This is a genomic window from Cryobacterium sp. 10I1 (assembly GCF_035019805.1).
Lineage (GTDB): Bacteria > Actinomycetota > Actinomycetes > Actinomycetales > Microbacteriaceae > Cryobacterium > Cryobacterium glucosi.
The window spans coordinates 1-16017 of the sequence record NZ_JASJVF010000059.1 but is presented as its reverse complement, the minus strand read 5'-3'; the positions used below and the strand labels follow the sequence as shown (position 1 = coordinate 16017).

The following is a 16017-nucleotide window of genomic DNA, read 5'->3' as shown; positions in this document are numbered from 1 at the left end:
ACCTCGCTCGAAGCGCGTGCTCGAAGGAACGGTGACGCCGGGCGGGCCGCGGCCATCGCGGTCGCACTCGCCGAACGCGGCCACGCCGTGCACCTCACCACCACCGACCCCGCCGCTCACCTCACCGAGACCCTGCACGGCAGCGTGCCCGGGCTCGCGGTGTCCCGTATCGACCCGGCCTTGGCCGTGCAGACGTATCGCGACCACGTGATGGCCACCAAGGGCACGGCCCTGGACGCGGAGGGTCGCGCGGCACTGGCCGAGGACCTCCTCTCCCCCTGCACCGAGGAAGTCGCCGTCTTCCAGCAGTTCTCCCGGGTCGTCCATGAGTCGCGCCGGAAATTCGTCGTCGTCGACACCGCCCCGACCGGGCACACGCTCCTCCTGCTGGATGCGACCGGTTCCTATCACCGCGAAATGGCGCGGCAGATCGGCGACTCGCTTCCGTTCACGACACCATTGATGCGTCTGCAGGACCCGGCCCTGACCAAGGTCATTCTGGTTACCCTCGCGGAGACGACCCCGGTGCTCGAGGCCGAAGGTCTGCAGGACGACCTCGAACGTGCCGGCATCCACCCGTGGGCCTGGGTCGTCAACGCCTCCCTGGCCGCGGCCCGCCCGGCGTCACCGTTCCTTCGAGCACGCGCTTCGAGCGAGGTCGAACAGATCGACCGGGTGCGTCTCCTCGCGGATCGAATGGCCATCGTCGCCCTCCTGCCGGCGGAGCCCATCGGAAAGGAGAAGCTGGCGGCACTGACCGCACTCAGCCCCCAACCGGCACGGTGACCGTGAATCGACATTCGTCGATAGAGTGGGAACGCGTCATATCGACGTTCGTCTATTCATTTTCTGATGGTGCGGAGCCCCATGCCCTTCCCTGAAACCCCGACCGTTCCATCCGTCGCCACCCCGATCACCGCTCCGGCCCGTCTCGGGTTCACCGACCGGCTCCTCCCGGTCTGGATTCTCGCGGCGATGGGTTTCGGCCTCCTGCTCGCGGTCGCCGCCCCCGGCATCGGCACGCTGCTCGGCGCGTTCACGATCGGCTCGGTCAGCGTGCCGATCGCCATCGGCCTGCTCGTGATGATGTATCCGGTGCTCGCGAAGGTGCGGTATTCGGATGCCCGCGCCGTGGCCGGCGATAAGCGCCTTCTGGTCTCGTCGCTCGTGATGAACTGGCTCGTCGGGCCCGCGCTGATGTTCACGCTCGCCTGGATCTTCCTGCCCGACCTGCCCGAGTACCGCACCGGGCTGATCATCGTCGGCCTCGCCCGCTGCATCGCGATGGTGCTGATCTGGAACGAACTAGCCTGCGGGGACCGCGAGGCCGCCGCCTTCCTCGTCGCCATCAACTCCGTCTTCCAGGTCTTCGCCTTCGCGGCGCTCGGCTGGTTCTACCTGCAGATCCTTCCGGCCTGGCTCGGCCTGTCCACCACGAGCGCGGACTTCTCGATCTGGGCCATCACGGCGAGCGTGCTCGTGTTCCTCGGCATCCCGCTCCTGGCCGGATACCTGTCCCGCCGGGTGGGCGAGGCCACCCGCGGCCGGGACTGGTACGAGGCCCGGTTCCTGCCGAAGGTCGGGCCGTTCGCCCTCTACGGGCTCCTCTTCACGATCGTGCTCCTGTTCGCCCTGCAGGGCAGGCAGGTCATCGACCGGCCGCAGGACGTCGCCCGCATCGCCCTGCCGCTCCTCGTCTACTTCCTTGTGACGTTCCTCACCGGCTTCCTGCTCGGGAAGCTCATCGGCCTGCCGTACGAGCGCACCGCGACCCTCGCCTTCACTGCGGCGGGCAACAACTTCGAGCTCGCGATCGCGGTCGCGATCGGCACCTTCGGTGCCGGCAGCGGTCAGGCCCTCGCGGGCATCGTTGGCCCGTTGATCGAGGTCCCCGTCCTCGTCGCCCTCGTCTACGTGGCGCTCTGGCTCCGGCCCCGCCTGTTCCCGGCGCCGCGCAGCTAGCGCTCAACCACGACGAATCCCGCCAAGAGCGCAGGCCGAAGTGGCCACCCGAGCAGCGGCACCCGTCGTGGCCGTCGGCTTAGACGCTCGCGGGCAGGAGCTCGGCGAGGAGGGCCTCGACGCGCGCCTTGATGTCGTCGCGGATCGGGCGCACCTCGTCGATGCTCTTGCCCTTGGGGTCGACGAGCTCCCAGTCCTCGTAACGCTTGCCGGGGAAGATCGGGCAGACGTCGCCGCAGCCCATGGTGATGACGACGTCGGACTCGCGCACCTGCTCGGTGGTCATCAGCTGCGGAACGGCCTGGGAGATGTCGATGCCCTCTTCGCTCATGGCCTGGATCGCCATCGAATTGATCTGGTCACCCGGCTCCGAGCCGCCGGAGCGCACCTCGACGGCGCCGCCGGACAGGGCGCGCATATAGCCGGCGGCCATCTGCGAGCGACCGGCATTGTGGATGCAGACGAACAGGACGGTGGGCTTCTCAGACACGGGGGTTCCTCACTCTCGATGTCCTCAAAGTATAGACGTTTGTCTATGCTTTGAGAATCCCCCATCGTTTCTTTACCCGGCCGGGGCTAGCCGAAACGGCCGTTGACGTAGTCGGCGGTGCGGCTGTCGATCGGGTTGCCGAACATGGCGTCGGTCGGCCCGTGCTCCACGATGCCGCCGGGCGTGCCCTGGGCGGCGAGGAAGAACGCGCAGTTCTGCGACACGCGCTGTGCCTGCTGCATGTTGTGCGTCACGATCACGATCGTGACCTCGTGGGCGAGCTCGAGCATGGTCTCCTCGATCACCCGCGTGGAAGTCGGGTCGAGGGCCGAGCACGGTTCGTCCATCAAGAGGATGCGCGGGGTCACCGCGAGCGACCGCGCGATGCACAGACGCTGCTGCTGCCCTCCGGAGAGTCCGGAACCGGGCGCGCGCAACCGGTCGCGCACCTCCTTCCAGAGCCCGGCCTTGGTCAGGCAGCTCTCGACGAGGAAGTCTTTCTCATCGTTGGAGGCACGCTTGCCGGTGAGGGTGAGCCCGGCGATGACGTTGTCGTAGATCGACATGGCCGGGAACGGGTTGGGCTTCTGGAACACCATGCCGATGCTCTTGCGGGCGTCGACGAGCTTGCGTTCGGGGTCGTAGATGTCCTCACCGTCGAGGAGGACTTCACCGGCGAGGCTCGCGGACGGCACGAGCTCGTGCATCCGGTTCAGGATGCGCAGGAACGTGGACTTGCCGCAGCCGGACGGGCCGATCAGGGAGGTGATGATGCCGGCCGGCATGGTGAGGTTGACCCGGTCGAGCACCTGGCGTTCGCCGAACCAGGCCGAGACGTTGCGGCCCTCGAGGGTTGCGAGTGGTGCGATCTCGCGCACCGGCGGGCTGAAGCTCGCGTAGACCCCGGCATCCGCGGCAGACGGCCGCTTCAGCCAGGGCGCGCTGAAGCCTCCGAGCCGGGGAGCCTTGACCGGCGCGTCGGCCACGACCTCGGGCCGGGCCTCGGTCCTCGCCTGCGCGCGCTGCTTGCGGTCACGCCGGACCGGTCCCTTCACCGGCGGCAGCACCTGGGTGAGCTCGTCGTTCTGCACATTGTCGGTCATGACACTCGTTTCATTGGTCTACAGCAGTTTCGGGACTGAAGCAGGTTCGGGACTACAGCAGGTTCGGGAGGAGGCGCACGAGTTGGTCGGCCACGAAGAGCCCCCCGACAGTGACAACCGGAAGGAAGACGATCCAGGTCTTGCGGAGGCCGACCCGGCGGAACGCCCAGACGGCGGCGAGTTCGATGACCAGCAGGAACTGCAGGGCGAAGACGAGGGCCCACACCGTTGTGGTGTCGGTCGCGAGTTCCTTGTCCTGCAGGGGCAGGGTCGCGAAGGTGGTCTGGCGCTTGCCGGCGGGCTTCGTCTCGGAGACGAGTTCGGCATCCACGCGCACGACGCCGCTCGGCACGTAGGCCGGCCCGCGGGCGCTCTCGAGGATCAGTCGGCTCTTGCCTGCACCGAGGCTTGCGGGTGCGGGGTCGCCGGCGTAGCGCAGGCCGAGCACCGAGAACGTCTGCTCGCCCTGGCCGGTGATCACGGTGAACTGCTGGCCGGGGCGCAGTTCCTGCAGCCGGGCGAACGGACCACCGTAGGCGGCGGCGCGGCCCATGAGCACGCTGATGCCGGACTGGCCGGGTAGCGGCGTGTCGCGGCGATGGCCGGGGCCGGCGCGCAGGGTGCCGGAGTCTGTGCCCTCGACGACGATCTCGTGCACGTCGATCGAGGGGATGTCGAGCACGGCCACGGGTGTGCCGGAGGTGAGCAGCACCTTGTCGACGGTGCCCTCGCTGACCGGGGCCGTTCCCTGGGCGAGCTCGTACCGGAAGGTGTTCGTGAGCTGCTGCTGGGACACGATGTGCTGCAGCTGGCCGAGCACAGTCAGGTTGGCGAGGAACCCGAAGATGAGGATGGCGAGAATCGCCAGGGTCGAGCGGATGACCTGGTCGCGCTGGGTGAGCACGACCGGCGGCCGAGGGGGCGGCGGGCTACGCCGCGGCGGCGTCGGGATCTTCGGTGGTTTCGGCGGCTTGCCCTGGCGGCCGCGCTCCGGCGGTGTGCCGGGGAGTCCGCCACCACCGCCCAGAGTGCCCGGGCCGGGCGGTGACCAGTCCCGGGGTCCCGCGGACTGTCCCGCGAGGGGGTGGACCGCCTGCATCTCGGAAACGCCGGGCGAAACCGGCGGGACCCAGCCTCGCGGCATTCTCGGCACCTTCGGCACCGTGGGGCGTTGGGGACGACGGGGCAGCCTGGCTGTCGTCATGACGCCACCTCTTCCGCGAGTTTGGGGGTGGGCCGCGGTACGAGGAGCACGAAGCGGAGGATCAGGGTCAGCGTGCCGGCGATCGCGAGCGCGATCAGGGCGAAGTAGGGCGGGATGATGCTGAACGAGTCCCGGGTGACGGGCGAGAGCGCCGTGCCGCCGATGTCCGCGGGAGGCGTCATGGTGACGTGACCCTTGAACCAGGCCCACTGGCCGACGTCCCGAATGGTGGCCGAGACGGTGCGGGTCTCATTGGGGGCGAGGCTGTCGATACTGACCTTGTCGACGATGGCGACGGGGAGGTCGACCGCGTTGTCGAGCCAGAAGCGCAGGCTCGAGGTGATCGGGGCATCCGTGATGTTGCGCATCGTGAAGTCGAGAACCATGGTGCCGCCGCCCGGCCCGGCCTCAGAATCGATGCGCGTCGTGAGGCCGCTCACGTAGAAGACGCCCGCGATCTTGGTCGGGTTCGCGCCGAGCGCCGAGGCCGCGGCGGCGGTGTCCTTGATCGTCGTTTGGGTCACCGCGGGCACGGCCACGGGTTTCACCGGGTTCGTGACGGCCGGGGTTGTCGTCGCCCGGCTCGACGGCCCGACGACACCCACGCTGATGCCCACACCGTTCGGGTCATCCGTCGCCGCCTGTGCACTCATGGCGCGTCCGGCCAGGCCCGCCACCGGCGCGAACGCGATGAGGGCCACGACCAGAATCAGGCGCGCGTGAGCGGATGTGAGCACAGTCAAGTTAGTCCATTCGAGGTTTCGGCGAGCTGACGGGCGGGCAAACAAGAGGCAAACACAGCAGGAAACCGAGCCTCGCTCATTCCGTGCCGTACGAGCGCGACAGGATAGAGTCGGCGACCGGCCGGCTACTGGGAAACGAGGGTGAGGGAGAGGGTGGACCGGTAGGTGCCGACTGACTTCTCGGGCGGCGCGACGAAAGTGAGGCCGGCGTTGAGCACGGTCGTGCCCACGGTCTGGGCCGGGGCGGCCACGGCGAGGTTCATCGGATACGTCGCCGAACCCGCGGTCTGGGCGGTGACGAGGCTCACCCCGGTGGCGTCGGTGCTGACCAGCTGCGGCGCGAGCCCGAGCTGGGAAGCACCGATCACGCTGCCGTCCGCGGCGTTCACGAAGTCGGCGACATCGGCCGACAGGATCCAGCCTTCCTGGGTGAGCACCCGAGAGTCGCTGACCGCGAAGCTGCCCAGGACACCGGTGGTCGTCGACCGGTTCGAGACCAGGACCGGGGCATTGAACGCGGCGACGGCAGCGGCGGGCACGACGAGGCTGAGCACGCCGTTGGTGTCGCTCGTCGTTGCAGATCCGATTGTTCCGGCGTCCGTCACGGCGAAGGATGCCGCCACCTGGCTGAACGGGTCGTCCGCGGCCGTGGTGCCGATCACCTCGATGGTGTGTCCTCCGGCCTCGAGGTCGGGGGGAAGGGTGCCGCTGCCTGCGAAGTCACCGGCAGCGTCGGCGTTTCCGCTGATCAGCAGGAACGGAGTGGAGTGCACCCAGACCTCGACGTGCGAAAACGGCTTGAGCCCGTGGACGGTGACGAACACCGGCGCCGAATCGACCCGCGAGCCGACCGGGAGCACACAGTGGATCTCGACGGGCCCGTTCGGAAGCTTGTCGGCCACACTCACCGTGAGCGCAACCACCCCACTGTCATCGGCCTGCGCCACGGACGAGATGGAGACCGTCCCGACCAGAGCCAGCAGGGCGACCAGTGCGCCGGTTATGAGAGTCGAACGGATGGGCAGTTGGAACATGTGTTTCCCCGATGGATCCTGGTGCGGTGGAGCTGCGGTGCCTGGGTGAAACTGCAGGGCAGTGGAGCAAGGCGTGCGGAAGTGCAGTGGTTACGGGGGGGGGTGGGGCGCGGGGGCGCGGCCGGCGCTGGCGCCCACGAGGGCCTCTTCGCGAGCCTTGCGGCGCGCTTCCGCCTCGGTGTATTCGATCCACGCCGCAGCCCGGGCCGAGTCGCGCTTGCGGCTGAGCCTCACGATGAGCCAGGTCACGGCCGCGACGAGAAGGAGGATCAGGAAGGCCCACGGCACCACGACGAGGCTCGAATCGCGTTCCGCGGTCGGCAGGGCTCCTGGGTTGAGTGCGTCGGGGTCGATCGTGCCGACGAGGGAGACATGCGGGTTGAGGTAGACCCAGGCGCCGACGCCGGAGACGGTCAGCGTCACGGTGCGGGAACTTCCCGGAAGCATCTCCGAGATCTCCTGGTCGGTCAGCCCGGACAGTGGGATGCCGAAGATGCCCTTGACCTGGGAGACCGTATTGGCCCCGAGGGACACGTTGCCGGTGTTGGTGAGGCTCACGCGGATCTTCGTGTCGCCGGCGAAGGGGTTGATGCTGCCCTCATAGGCGGATTCAATGCTGCTGATCGTCAGCGCCGGCTGCAGGAGACCCTTGACGCGCACATACAGGCGGATGGCGACGCGCCGGTCGACCGAGACCTGCCCGGCCGGGGAGAGGGCCGAGACGACGATGCCGCCGGCGTGGTCGCCGGGCTTCGCATCGGCCGGGGTCTTCATTGTGAACGGGAGCACCTGCTGGGCGCCCGGTTCCAGGGTGACCGAGACACGGCCGGTACCGTTCTCGAAGGTGACCCAGCTGCCGGCATCCTTGGGGGCTTCACTGCCTTCGAGGAGGGCGAACGTGCCGTCCTCGGCGTTGTACGCGTCGGTGGCGTAGACGGTGACGGCCTGCGTGGTCGTACCGGTGTTCTCGACGAGGTATTCGTCGTTGATGACCTGGCCCGGATCGACCTGGTAGGTGAAACGCGATCGGTCCTGGTCCACGCCGCCGTTGGACGACGGGGCCCCGGCGATGCCGTCGGAACCGTCCGCGGCCCAGGCACCCGCGACTCCGAGGGTCAGGGTCAGTCCGAGGGTTACCAGCACTCCGGCGGCACCGAGGGCGACGCTGCGGGAGAGGGAGTGGCGGGGAATCACGATCGGCGTTCTCTTTTCTGCGGGCGGATCCGAAATCTTGGGGGTGGAGCGGAATGCGGGGTGGCGGTCGGCGTCGTGACGACGTCGGTCGTGGCGGAGGCCGTGAAGGCACCGGTCACCGGCGTGACCGAGATCGAACGGAAGAACGCGGAGGTGACCGCAACACCGTTCAGGTTGGTGCAGGCAATGCCGAGGCTGTAGTTTCCACCGGCGGCCTTAGCGGCGCCCTGGGCGCCGTTGTACAGCGAAACCGGGGTGATGAACGGGTTCAGCACGTTGAGGGTGGCACCGTTGAAGCCGAGGGGGGCGTATGCCTTCCAGGTGCCAGGGACCGTCTCGGTGCCGGGGGCCGAGAGGAACGCGAAGATTCCGGTGGTGCCGACGGGGCAGGCGAACTCTCCGCTGGGGTCGTTGTTGACCGAGGAACCGATCATGTCATCGCCCCACCCCAGGCTGGCGCCGTCGACAAGCGGAATGCCGTTGCCGTCGTAGAGGTAGAGGGGTGCTGCGGAGCCGTTGGTCTGGGTGGTGGCCGAGGCGACCATGGAGGCGCCGGCAACGAGGGCGAGGGAGACGACGCCGACGGCGGCGAAGCGGAGCTTGTTGTTGAGCTTCATGAGATTCAATTACCTTTTCTGGAAGTAGGTCGGGCTACTTGGAGATACGGACAGCAGTGGTGGTGGAGGGGGCCAGGATGCCGAACTTCTTCTTCAGCGAACCGGCCTTGGAGGCGAGGGAGGTCTGCGAGTTGGTCAGGCTGGTGCTCTTGGTCGGGTCAAGCAGGCCGGCCAGTGTGGCGTCGTAAGAGGCGTTGGTCGGGTCGACGCGGGCGTACTGCACGACCAGGTAGGTGTCGCGACCCCAGACGGAGTCAGCATAGTAAGTGGCGTTCGGGACCATCGAGGTGCCGGTGCCGGTGACGGGGGTGGTGCCGGCAACGAGCGAGCCGAGAACCGTGGTGTCCTTCTTCTTGGGGTAGCTGGCACCGGTGTTCATGGCGACCCAGCGTGAGACCGACATCGGCATGATCTGGTTGATGCCGAGGTTGGACGCGTCGTGCTCCTGGCCGGTCTGGACACAGGAACCGAGAGTGGCGTCGGTGACGCCGATCTTGGACATGAAGTCCTTGCGGGTGCCGGAACCGGCCTGCGGGATGATCGGGGTGACCGTGACGCCGCCGAGGGTGGTGACGCTGCAGGTGTAGAGGCTCGTCATGGTCGCGGTGTCGATCGTGTCGATGCCGGTCGCGGTAGAGCCATTGTCGTAGGCGTAGGCGATGGCGTCACGGCCGAAGGGAACCTGGATCAGGCTTCCGGCGGCGTCGACGGTGCCGGAGCCCGAGGAACGCGCGATGTCAACCTGACCGCTGATCACGACAGCGGCAGGCGCGCCGACCGTACCAGACGTGTATGCCGCGCCATCGATGGAGCGGAGGAGCGCCGTGCGACCGTCACCCGACCCGTTCGGGCGTCCAAAGCGCACGCCTGAGGATTTCGTGGTGATGTAGGCCGTGCCGGTCGCGTCGAACGATCCGATGGTCGCGCCACCTGCGGTCGTCGAGCGAACCGAAGATCCGGAGAGCGAGGATCCGTTGGCCAGGGCGCTGACCACGTCTTCCAGGGTGTCCGAGCCGACGGCGACGTAGCTGTTGGAAACGGGCTCGGCGTTGGCCGGCGTCGCGATGGCGAAACCGGTGAGGGCGACGCCGACGGTCGCGCAGAGCGCAATTGCCTTCTTCGAAATCACTGTGATGATGCCTTTCGGGTGTACTGCATGAGACGAACCCGGGCGGGAACGTCTTTCCTGATGTCTGGTCCCAAGCCGAAACCCGGAATCTGGACGTCAAGCTGTGCGCGCATCAGGATCGTCTCCGGACACGCGAAATCAGGGGGACTCCACCGGCTGCGAGCAGCCCGGAGAGGAATCCGACAGGGATGGCTGCCGGAATGGGGCCGATGACCGGATCGGAAGGCGTCGGCTTGCCGACGAGGGGTCCGGCCGACGCGCCGGTCGCCGCAGGGTCGGTCGCGGTCGCGGTCCCGGCGACGGCGGCGGCGACGGCCGCGACCGCTGCCGTTCCACTGCCTGCGTTCGGGTTGACGTAGGCCGCCGCAGGGGCGGCGGCAGTGGCCGCGACGGTCGGTGAGGGAGTGGGTGTCGGAGTCGCCGAGACGATCGGGCTGATGCCCTTTTCGATGGCTGTCGCGGCTGCGAGGGCCTGGGCGACCCAGCTGGCCGGAATCGACGCGTACCCCTCGGGGAGCTGGCCGATCGCACTGCCGGGAACCTGACCGGCGGCAACGGCGTAGCGGATCATGTTGGCGTAAATGGCGCGGGCGGAGGCATCCGTCTGCAGTGGGTTGAGCGCCGCGTAGACCGGCATGGTCATCGGGTAGGCCGACGCCGCCGCCCTGGCGCTCGCGCTCGTGGGGTTGTATTCGAGCACGGCCGCGTTCTCGGTGGTCGGGGTCATCGCCGCGGCCGCGGCCAGCAGGGATGCGGAGTTCGCGGCAACGAAAGTGCCCGCCGAGTTTCGCAGTGACGCCGTCACCGTCTGGTACCGGGCTGCTGCCGCCGTTGTCGTGAGTCCGAGCACCCGCTGGGTGCCGACGAGGTTGCGAACGCTCTTGCCCCATTTCGGCGGAACCGTGTTCGGGCTCCAGTCGCCGAGCTCCTGGCCGTCACCGCGCAGGGTGAGGTAGGCGCCGTTCTCGAAGTCGCTCGCGTACGGGCGCCAGGTGACGAGGTTGACTTCGGTCTGGCCGTCGGCCGTGGCCACCCGTGCGATTGGGTCAGCCTTGGGGAAGTTGGTGCGGGGCACGGTCATTTTTGTGCCGGAGGAGTTGACGGCGTCCTTTGTTGCGTACCAGGGGTTGACCTTCATGCCCCACTTGTCGGCTTCGCCGTTGAGGAAAGCCACGGCATCCGGATCTGAGAGCACGTAGCGCCACAGCTGTAGGGCCTCGTCGGAGCGCCCCGAGGGCAGGAGCATGTCGCCGAGGGACGGACCCGTCAGGTCCTGGTACTGCCATTCCGCGTCGTTCACGGCGAGGAAGTCGGGGTCAACGGTCAGGTTCCTCGCGTTGTGGTTTACCTTCTCGGGGTTATCGACGAAGAACGCGAGCGATTTGGAGGTAGCGGGGGCCCCCGTCGGCAAGGAGTCCAGATATGAGTTCGTCAACAGCTTCGCGATCAGGCGCGGGGTGAGGTTCATCGAGGTGAAGGACTCGGTGTTCTTGTCCTTGTATTCCTGAGGCACGGCGCCGACGGGTTTCACCCTCCGGTCGATCGAGAAGGACACGGCGAGTCCGGAGAGTGCGATCGGCGCGTACTGCACGGGATCCGCCTTCGTCGTCTGTAGGGCACGCGATGTCAGGGCGAGAGGACTCGGGGTCTTCTGGCTTGCGGAGAGGAGAGAGTCTTCCTCGTTGCCGGTGCTGAGCACGAAGGAGGATCCGGTCGAGCCGGTGCAGAGGTTGGGCTGCCAGGACGCGACGGCCGCCGAGGCGAGTTCGCTTCCGGAGAGTTGCTTCTCGGCCGAGCCGATGGAGCAGCGCAGACCGATCGGCTTGAAGTCGAGCTTGACGGCCACACTGTGCTGCCAGGCGTCCCAGAACAGGCCGGACTTGGTGATGTACGACTCGCCGACGTCGTTGGTGCCGCGCGGGATGACGACGAGCCAGCAGGACTTGCCCGTGACCGTGCCGTCCGTGGCCGTGACCGGCATACCGCAGCCGAGGCCGGGAGACTGCATCGCGGTCTGGACCTCGAACTTGACGGAGCCGGCGCCAGTGTCACTCGACCCCACCCACGGCACCTCGTTGGTCGTGTACTGCGTGTAGAACTCGTTCGTGGCGAGGTCGACGCCCACGATCGGGGAGGGCAGGGTCACGCCAGTGGCAGCCGGCGTGCCGTTCGCGGTCTGAACAAGCCCTGTCAGGGGATCGAGGATGTAATGGGTGAGGACGCCGGCGCCATTCTTGAAGACGGACGAGATCGTTCCGCCCGTCGAGGCACGGTACGGGATCGCCGTGACCGCCGGGATCGTGAAGCCGTTCGAGGGCGATGTGTATTGGGTGTCCTTGGCGTTGACGAATTCGTCAGAAACCGAGGTGTCGCGCGTGGACGCGGCCTTGCCGGGAAAACCGCCGTACTGGCAGGTGGTGCGGTCGGGATGCCCGGGGTTCAGCGGGTCCTCACCCCAGCACTGCGCGATCTGCAGGAAGTTCTGGCCGCCCGAGCTGGCGTCAGGCCGGACCGACTTCGCGCCCGAGCCGGTCCAGTTGACGACGATTCCCTGCGAGACGAGGTCCTTCGTCTGAGAGACTGTCACCTTGAGGTCGGGGAACGGTGCCGTCGAGATGTCGAGGTCATAGCCCTTGGCGGCCACCGTGACGGCGCTCGAGGTGTCCGCGGATGCTGCGGGCGGGGTAATGGAGGCCAGCATGGACACTCCGATGCCGACGACAACGCCCACGACGATGCCGCTTGCGCCGGCGCGGGTCCACATCGAGTCCGTGGACAGGATCAGGCGCTTCACTTGGTGCCCACCTTCGGACCGCGTGGCTTGAGCCGGCGCCAGAGCACCGGGGGCAGCACGGCAGAGCCGATGAGCAACACGCCGGCGAACAGCATGATCGACTGCTGCGCACCCCAGCCGTTGTCGGCGAGGGTGAAGGGCGACGCCACCGCGGACCCGGCCACTCCGGTCGAGGCCGTGCCACCGGTGCCGCCGGAGACGAGAGCACCGTTCTCGTCGTAGACCGCGGCCGCGGCATCGCCCGTGCCCGCTGCCCCGGCGTTTGCCGTCGTCGCCGCTGCTCCGGCCCCTGCTCCTGCGGCGGCCGCTGCCGCCGCGGCCGTGTCGGCCGTGGCTGCGGAGCCGCCGGTACCGGTTCCGGTCGTCGCCGTGTCATCGGGCGCCCCTGCTGTTCCGGTGACACACTGGCTCGTGCCGACCTTGTCACAGTCGGCGGGCTTGAGTGCGTTGGTCGCGAGCAGGTTGCTCGATGGGGAGTCGCCGGCCTTGAAGGTCGGGTTGTTGCAGTTGTTGATGTCGACGCCCGAGACATCCGCTCCCGGCACTCGTTTGATCTGGTCGAACCCGGCGAGCACAAGGTTCATCGGGAGCGGCGAGTAGCCCAGGGCCGCCGCTTGCTGCTGGCCCTCGCAGAGCATGTAGTTCGCGAACGCGCCGAGGGTGAGGCCCTTCTTCGCGGTGAAGACACCGCCGACCTCGGTCGGCACGATCATGTAGGAGTAGCTCGACAGCGGGTACGTGCGCGGGTCGGGGTTGTTGTAGACGCCGTCGAGGATCTGGGTGAGGTAGTCGGGGCTCGAGACCGGGACATCCGTCTTGATCTTTGCCTGCAGCAGGGCAACGGCGACGGAGTTCGCGGTCGGCTCGACGTAGTATCCGGCGGTGTTCAGGACCTTGGCGACCGGGAAGCCGGCCTTGAGCGCGTAGGAATACTCGACGTACGTGATGGCGCCTTCGCCATAGTCCTGGGCGACATACCCGGCGACGCCCGCCGAACCGCTCTGGGCCTTCGCGTTGCCGTAGGTCGGGTACTGCGAGGTGAGGCCGCAGGAGGCCGGTTTGCCGACCTTGACGCAGAACTGCCCCCAGAGGGAGTTGTACTGCTTGGACATCCAGAGGCTGAACTGGGCGGTCGAGCCCGAGCCGTCCGACCGCACGACAGGGACGATGCCCTTGTCCGGCATCTTCAGTCCGGGGTTGTCCGTCTGGATCGCCGGGTCGTTCCACTTGGTGATGACGCCGGTGAAGATCTTGGTGACGACCTCGCCACTCAGGCGCAGGTTGGAGACGCGGGCACCGTTGATCTTGAGGTTGTACATGAACGAGGTGCCACCGGCGACGATCGGCATGTATGCGTAGCCGCGACTCGGAACCTCGGGCGCTGAACCGTCTTCGGGAGCGGTCTGGAACGGGATCTCGCTGACGGCGAAGTCGACGTTTCCGGCCACGAAGTCCCGGCGGCCCGCGGAGGAGCCGACACCGGAATAGTTGACGGTCATGCCGTAGTTCGAGGCCACGTTCTTGCGCCACTGGTCGAGGGCGTTCTGGGACCAGGTCGAGCCGGTTCCTGTGATGGGGTCGTAGGAAACGGCCTGGGCAGACAGCGTTCCGGACAGACCGAGAATCACCACGACGGCGAGGGCGAAGAGGGCGCGGATCGCACGGATCCAACGGGGCTGCGGCGTCACGAGGACGGCTCCTTTGTGCTGAGGTCGATCGTCGGCGCTGGGCTGCTGTGGTGGTTCGGTGGTGCCGTCGGCGGCGGCCAGGCCCCCGACGTGTTCGCCTCGAGGAGGATGCGGCGGTCGGCGGCAATGGTGATCCGCTTGAGGTCGCGCCCGGAGGCCGCGACGACCCGCTGCTGCTGGGCGCGGGACAGGTCGCCCGGCCCCTTGCCGCCGATGAGGCGGGCGATCGCGAACAGGGTGAGCACGAGGAGGATCAGCACGGCCGCCGCCCCGAAGCCACGGGCGATCATGTTCGGTTCCGGCGACTTGACGAAGTCGAAGACCTGCAGCGGCAACGAGATCATCGGTCCCTCGAAGGGGTTGAGGTTGACGACGGCGGTGACGCCGGACGTGAGCAGCACGGGGCTGGTCTCGCCGATTCCGCGGGCGGTGCCGAGGATGACGGCGGTCGCGAGCCCGGGGCGGGCGGTCGGCAGCACGACATGCCAGACCGTGCGCCAGCGCGTGGACCCGAGCGCGTACGCGGCTTCGCGAAGGTTTCCCGCGACGAGACGGAGGACGATGTCGGAGGCGCGGATCACGATCGGGAGCATCATCACCGTGATGGCCATCGAGGCGGCGAACCCGCTGCGCTGGTGGGTGATCAGCACGATGATCGCCGAGTACACGAAGAGGCCGGCGACGATCGAGGGCAGCGCGGTCATCGCGTCCGAGATGGTGCGCACGAAGCGGGCGAACTTTCCGCCGACTTCGTTGAGGAACAGGGCCGTGAGGATGCCGAGCGGAACGGTGACGATGAGCGCCATCGTGATCTGCATCAGGGTACCGAGGATGGCGTGGAAGATTCCGCCGAGTTCGAGGCCGTCGAGCGGGCCGGCGAGCTCCATGCTGTCGGTGAAGAAGTTGAGGTGCGGGAGGGCTTCCTGGCCGCGCACGAGGGTGTACGCGACGACGAAGACGAGGGCGCCGAAGAGCAGCACGCCGGCGCTCGAAAGGACAACCGACATGACCCGGTCCTTGACCTCCTGCCAGTCGCTCTTCAGGCTGACGAGCAGGGCGTAGAAGCCGATGAAAGCGATGAACGCGACGATCACGAAACCGACATAGCCGGAGAGCGGGCCGAACCAGCCGAACAGCAGAACGGCGACGGCCACGCCGGCCGCTGCCGCGCCGAGGATGTTGAACTGGTCGTCGACCCTGGCGGCGCGCATCCGGCGGCGCGGGCCGATCTCGATGCCGACCGAGGAGGGGATGTTCGTGGTGTGCCGGACTGCTGCGGCCTGGAGTTCGAGCTCGGCCTCGAGCTCGACGGCGGTCTCGGTCATCACGAGGGTCGAGGGGCCGGCGGATGCCGCGGGATCCGTCGCCTGGGTGCTGTGTGCGCTGGTCATCAGTCGCTCTCCGCCCCGGAGCGGGACCGCGCCACGATCGACGAGGCCGTGAAGTTGATCACGAGGGTGATCAGGAAGAGCACGAGGCCGGCGGCCATCAGTGCGGAGAGGCCGAAGGAGCTCGACTCGCCGTACCGGAGCGCGATGAGCGCGGACACCGAGTTCGTGCCGGTCTTGAGCACCTCCCAGTTGATCGTGAAGATCGGGGAGATGATCATGTAGACGGCGATGGTCTCGCCGAGGGCCCGGCCGAGGCCGAGCATGGTGCCGCCGATGATGCCGCCGCGGCCGAACGGGAGCACCACGGACGTGATCATTCCCCATCGGGTCGACCCGAGGGCGAAGGCCGCCTCACGTTCACCGATCGGCGCCTGGGAGAAGGCTTCGCGCATCACCGAGGTCTGGGTGGGCACGACCATGAGGCCCACCACGATTCCGGCGATGAAGGCCGAGGAGGTGAAGGCGCTCGCCTCGGTGAGGGCCTGGCCCGTCGCATCCGTCACGCTGAAGAACGGGATCCAGCCGAAGTAGGTGGAGATCCAGGTGGCGACCGGGATGACGTTCGCCTGGAGGAAGAACACGCCCCAGAGGCCGAACACCACGCTGGGAACGGCGGCCATCAGGTCGACGAGGGTGACGAGCGTGGACTTGAGCCGCCCCTGGGCGAC

The 16017-nt window shown here is 67.8% G+C and carries 14 protein-coding genes; 2 read left to right on the top strand and 12 right to left on the bottom strand.

The window, feature by feature from the left end:
- Both QN345_RS07790 and arsB read left to right on the top strand, forming a co-directional pair.
- A partial coding sequence (locus QN345_RS07790) for an ArsA-related P-loop ATPase (protein WP_323508549.1) occupies window positions 1–786 on the top strand: 786 nt, incomplete at its 5' end.
- Window positions 787–867: 81 nt separating this feature from the next.
- Window positions 868–1962, top strand: coding sequence for an ACR3 family arsenite efflux transporter (arsB, locus tag QN345_RS07785; RefSeq protein ID WP_134558193.1), 1095 nt, complete (start codon window positions 868–870; stop codon window positions 1960–1962).
- 79 nt (window positions 1963–2041) lie between these two features.
- Here the strand turns inward: arsB and QN345_RS07780 are convergent, their stop codons facing one another.
- From QN345_RS07780 to QN345_RS07725, 12 genes are all read right to left on the bottom strand, one after another.
- Window positions 2042–2452 (bottom strand): arsenate reductase ArsC, encoded by a 411-nt coding sequence (locus QN345_RS07780; protein WP_322136237.1) that lies wholly within the window; start codon window positions 2450–2452, stop codon window positions 2042–2044.
- Window positions 2453–2538: 86 nt separating this feature from the next.
- Entirely contained in the window at window positions 2539–3321 is a 783-nt protein-coding gene (locus QN345_RS07775) for a phosphate ABC transporter ATP-binding protein (RefSeq protein WP_198413438.1), read from the bottom strand.
- 286 nt (window positions 3322–3607) lie between these two features.
- On the bottom strand, window positions 3608–4759 hold the full coding sequence (locus QN345_RS07770; protein WP_241975207.1) for a sortase: 1152 nt from the start codon (window positions 4757–4759) through the stop codon (window positions 3608–3610).
- Entirely contained in the window at window positions 4756–5502 is a 747-nt protein-coding gene (locus tag QN345_RS07765; RefSeq protein ID WP_322136239.1) for a hypothetical protein, read from the bottom strand. Before QN345_RS07765 ends, QN345_RS07770 begins: the two co-directional genes overlap by 4 nt.
- Before the next feature lie 125 nt (window positions 5503–5627).
- Window positions 5628–6536 (bottom strand): hypothetical protein, encoded by a 909-nt coding sequence (locus tag QN345_RS07760; RefSeq protein WP_134563950.1) that lies wholly within the window; start codon window positions 6534–6536, stop codon window positions 5628–5630.
- Between the two features lie 90 nt (window positions 6537–6626).
- The gene (locus tag QN345_RS07755) at window positions 6627–7730 is read right to left on the bottom strand and encodes a WxL protein peptidoglycan domain-containing protein (RefSeq protein WP_323508548.1); all 1104 of its coding nucleotides are present in this window, start codon (window positions 7728–7730) and stop codon (window positions 6627–6629) included.
- Window positions 7727–8356, bottom strand: coding sequence for a hypothetical protein (locus QN345_RS07750; RefSeq protein ID WP_323508547.1), 630 nt, complete (start codon window positions 8354–8356; stop codon window positions 7727–7729). The genes QN345_RS07755 and QN345_RS07750 overlap by 4 nt, the downstream gene beginning before the upstream one ends.
- A 25-nt stretch (window positions 8357–8381) precedes the next feature.
- Window positions 8382–9476, bottom strand: a complete 1095-nt coding sequence (locus QN345_RS07745) for a hypothetical protein (protein ID WP_134448229.1) — start codon at window positions 9474–9476, stop codon at window positions 8382–8384.
- Between the two features lie 112 nt (window positions 9477–9588).
- Window positions 9589–12270: a hypothetical protein gene (locus tag QN345_RS07740; protein WP_134448227.1), complete on the bottom strand. Its 2682-nt coding sequence runs from the start codon at window positions 12268–12270 to the stop codon at window positions 9589–9591.
- Window positions 12267–13958 (bottom strand): phosphate ABC transporter substrate-binding protein PstS, encoded by a 1692-nt coding sequence (gene pstS / locus QN345_RS07735; protein ID WP_322136245.1) that lies wholly within the window; start codon window positions 13956–13958, stop codon window positions 12267–12269. The genes QN345_RS07740 and pstS overlap by 4 nt, the downstream gene beginning before the upstream one ends.
- Window positions 13955–15349, bottom strand: a complete 1395-nt coding sequence (gene pstA / locus QN345_RS07730) for a phosphate ABC transporter permease PstA (protein WP_322136246.1) — start codon at window positions 15347–15349, stop codon at window positions 13955–13957. Before pstA ends, pstS begins: the two co-directional genes overlap by 4 nt.
- Window positions 15349–16017 (bottom strand): PstC family ABC transporter permease (locus tag QN345_RS07725; protein ID WP_323508546.1); only part of this gene is annotated, 669 nt, incomplete at its 5' end. The genes pstA and QN345_RS07725, both read right to left, overlap by 1 nt.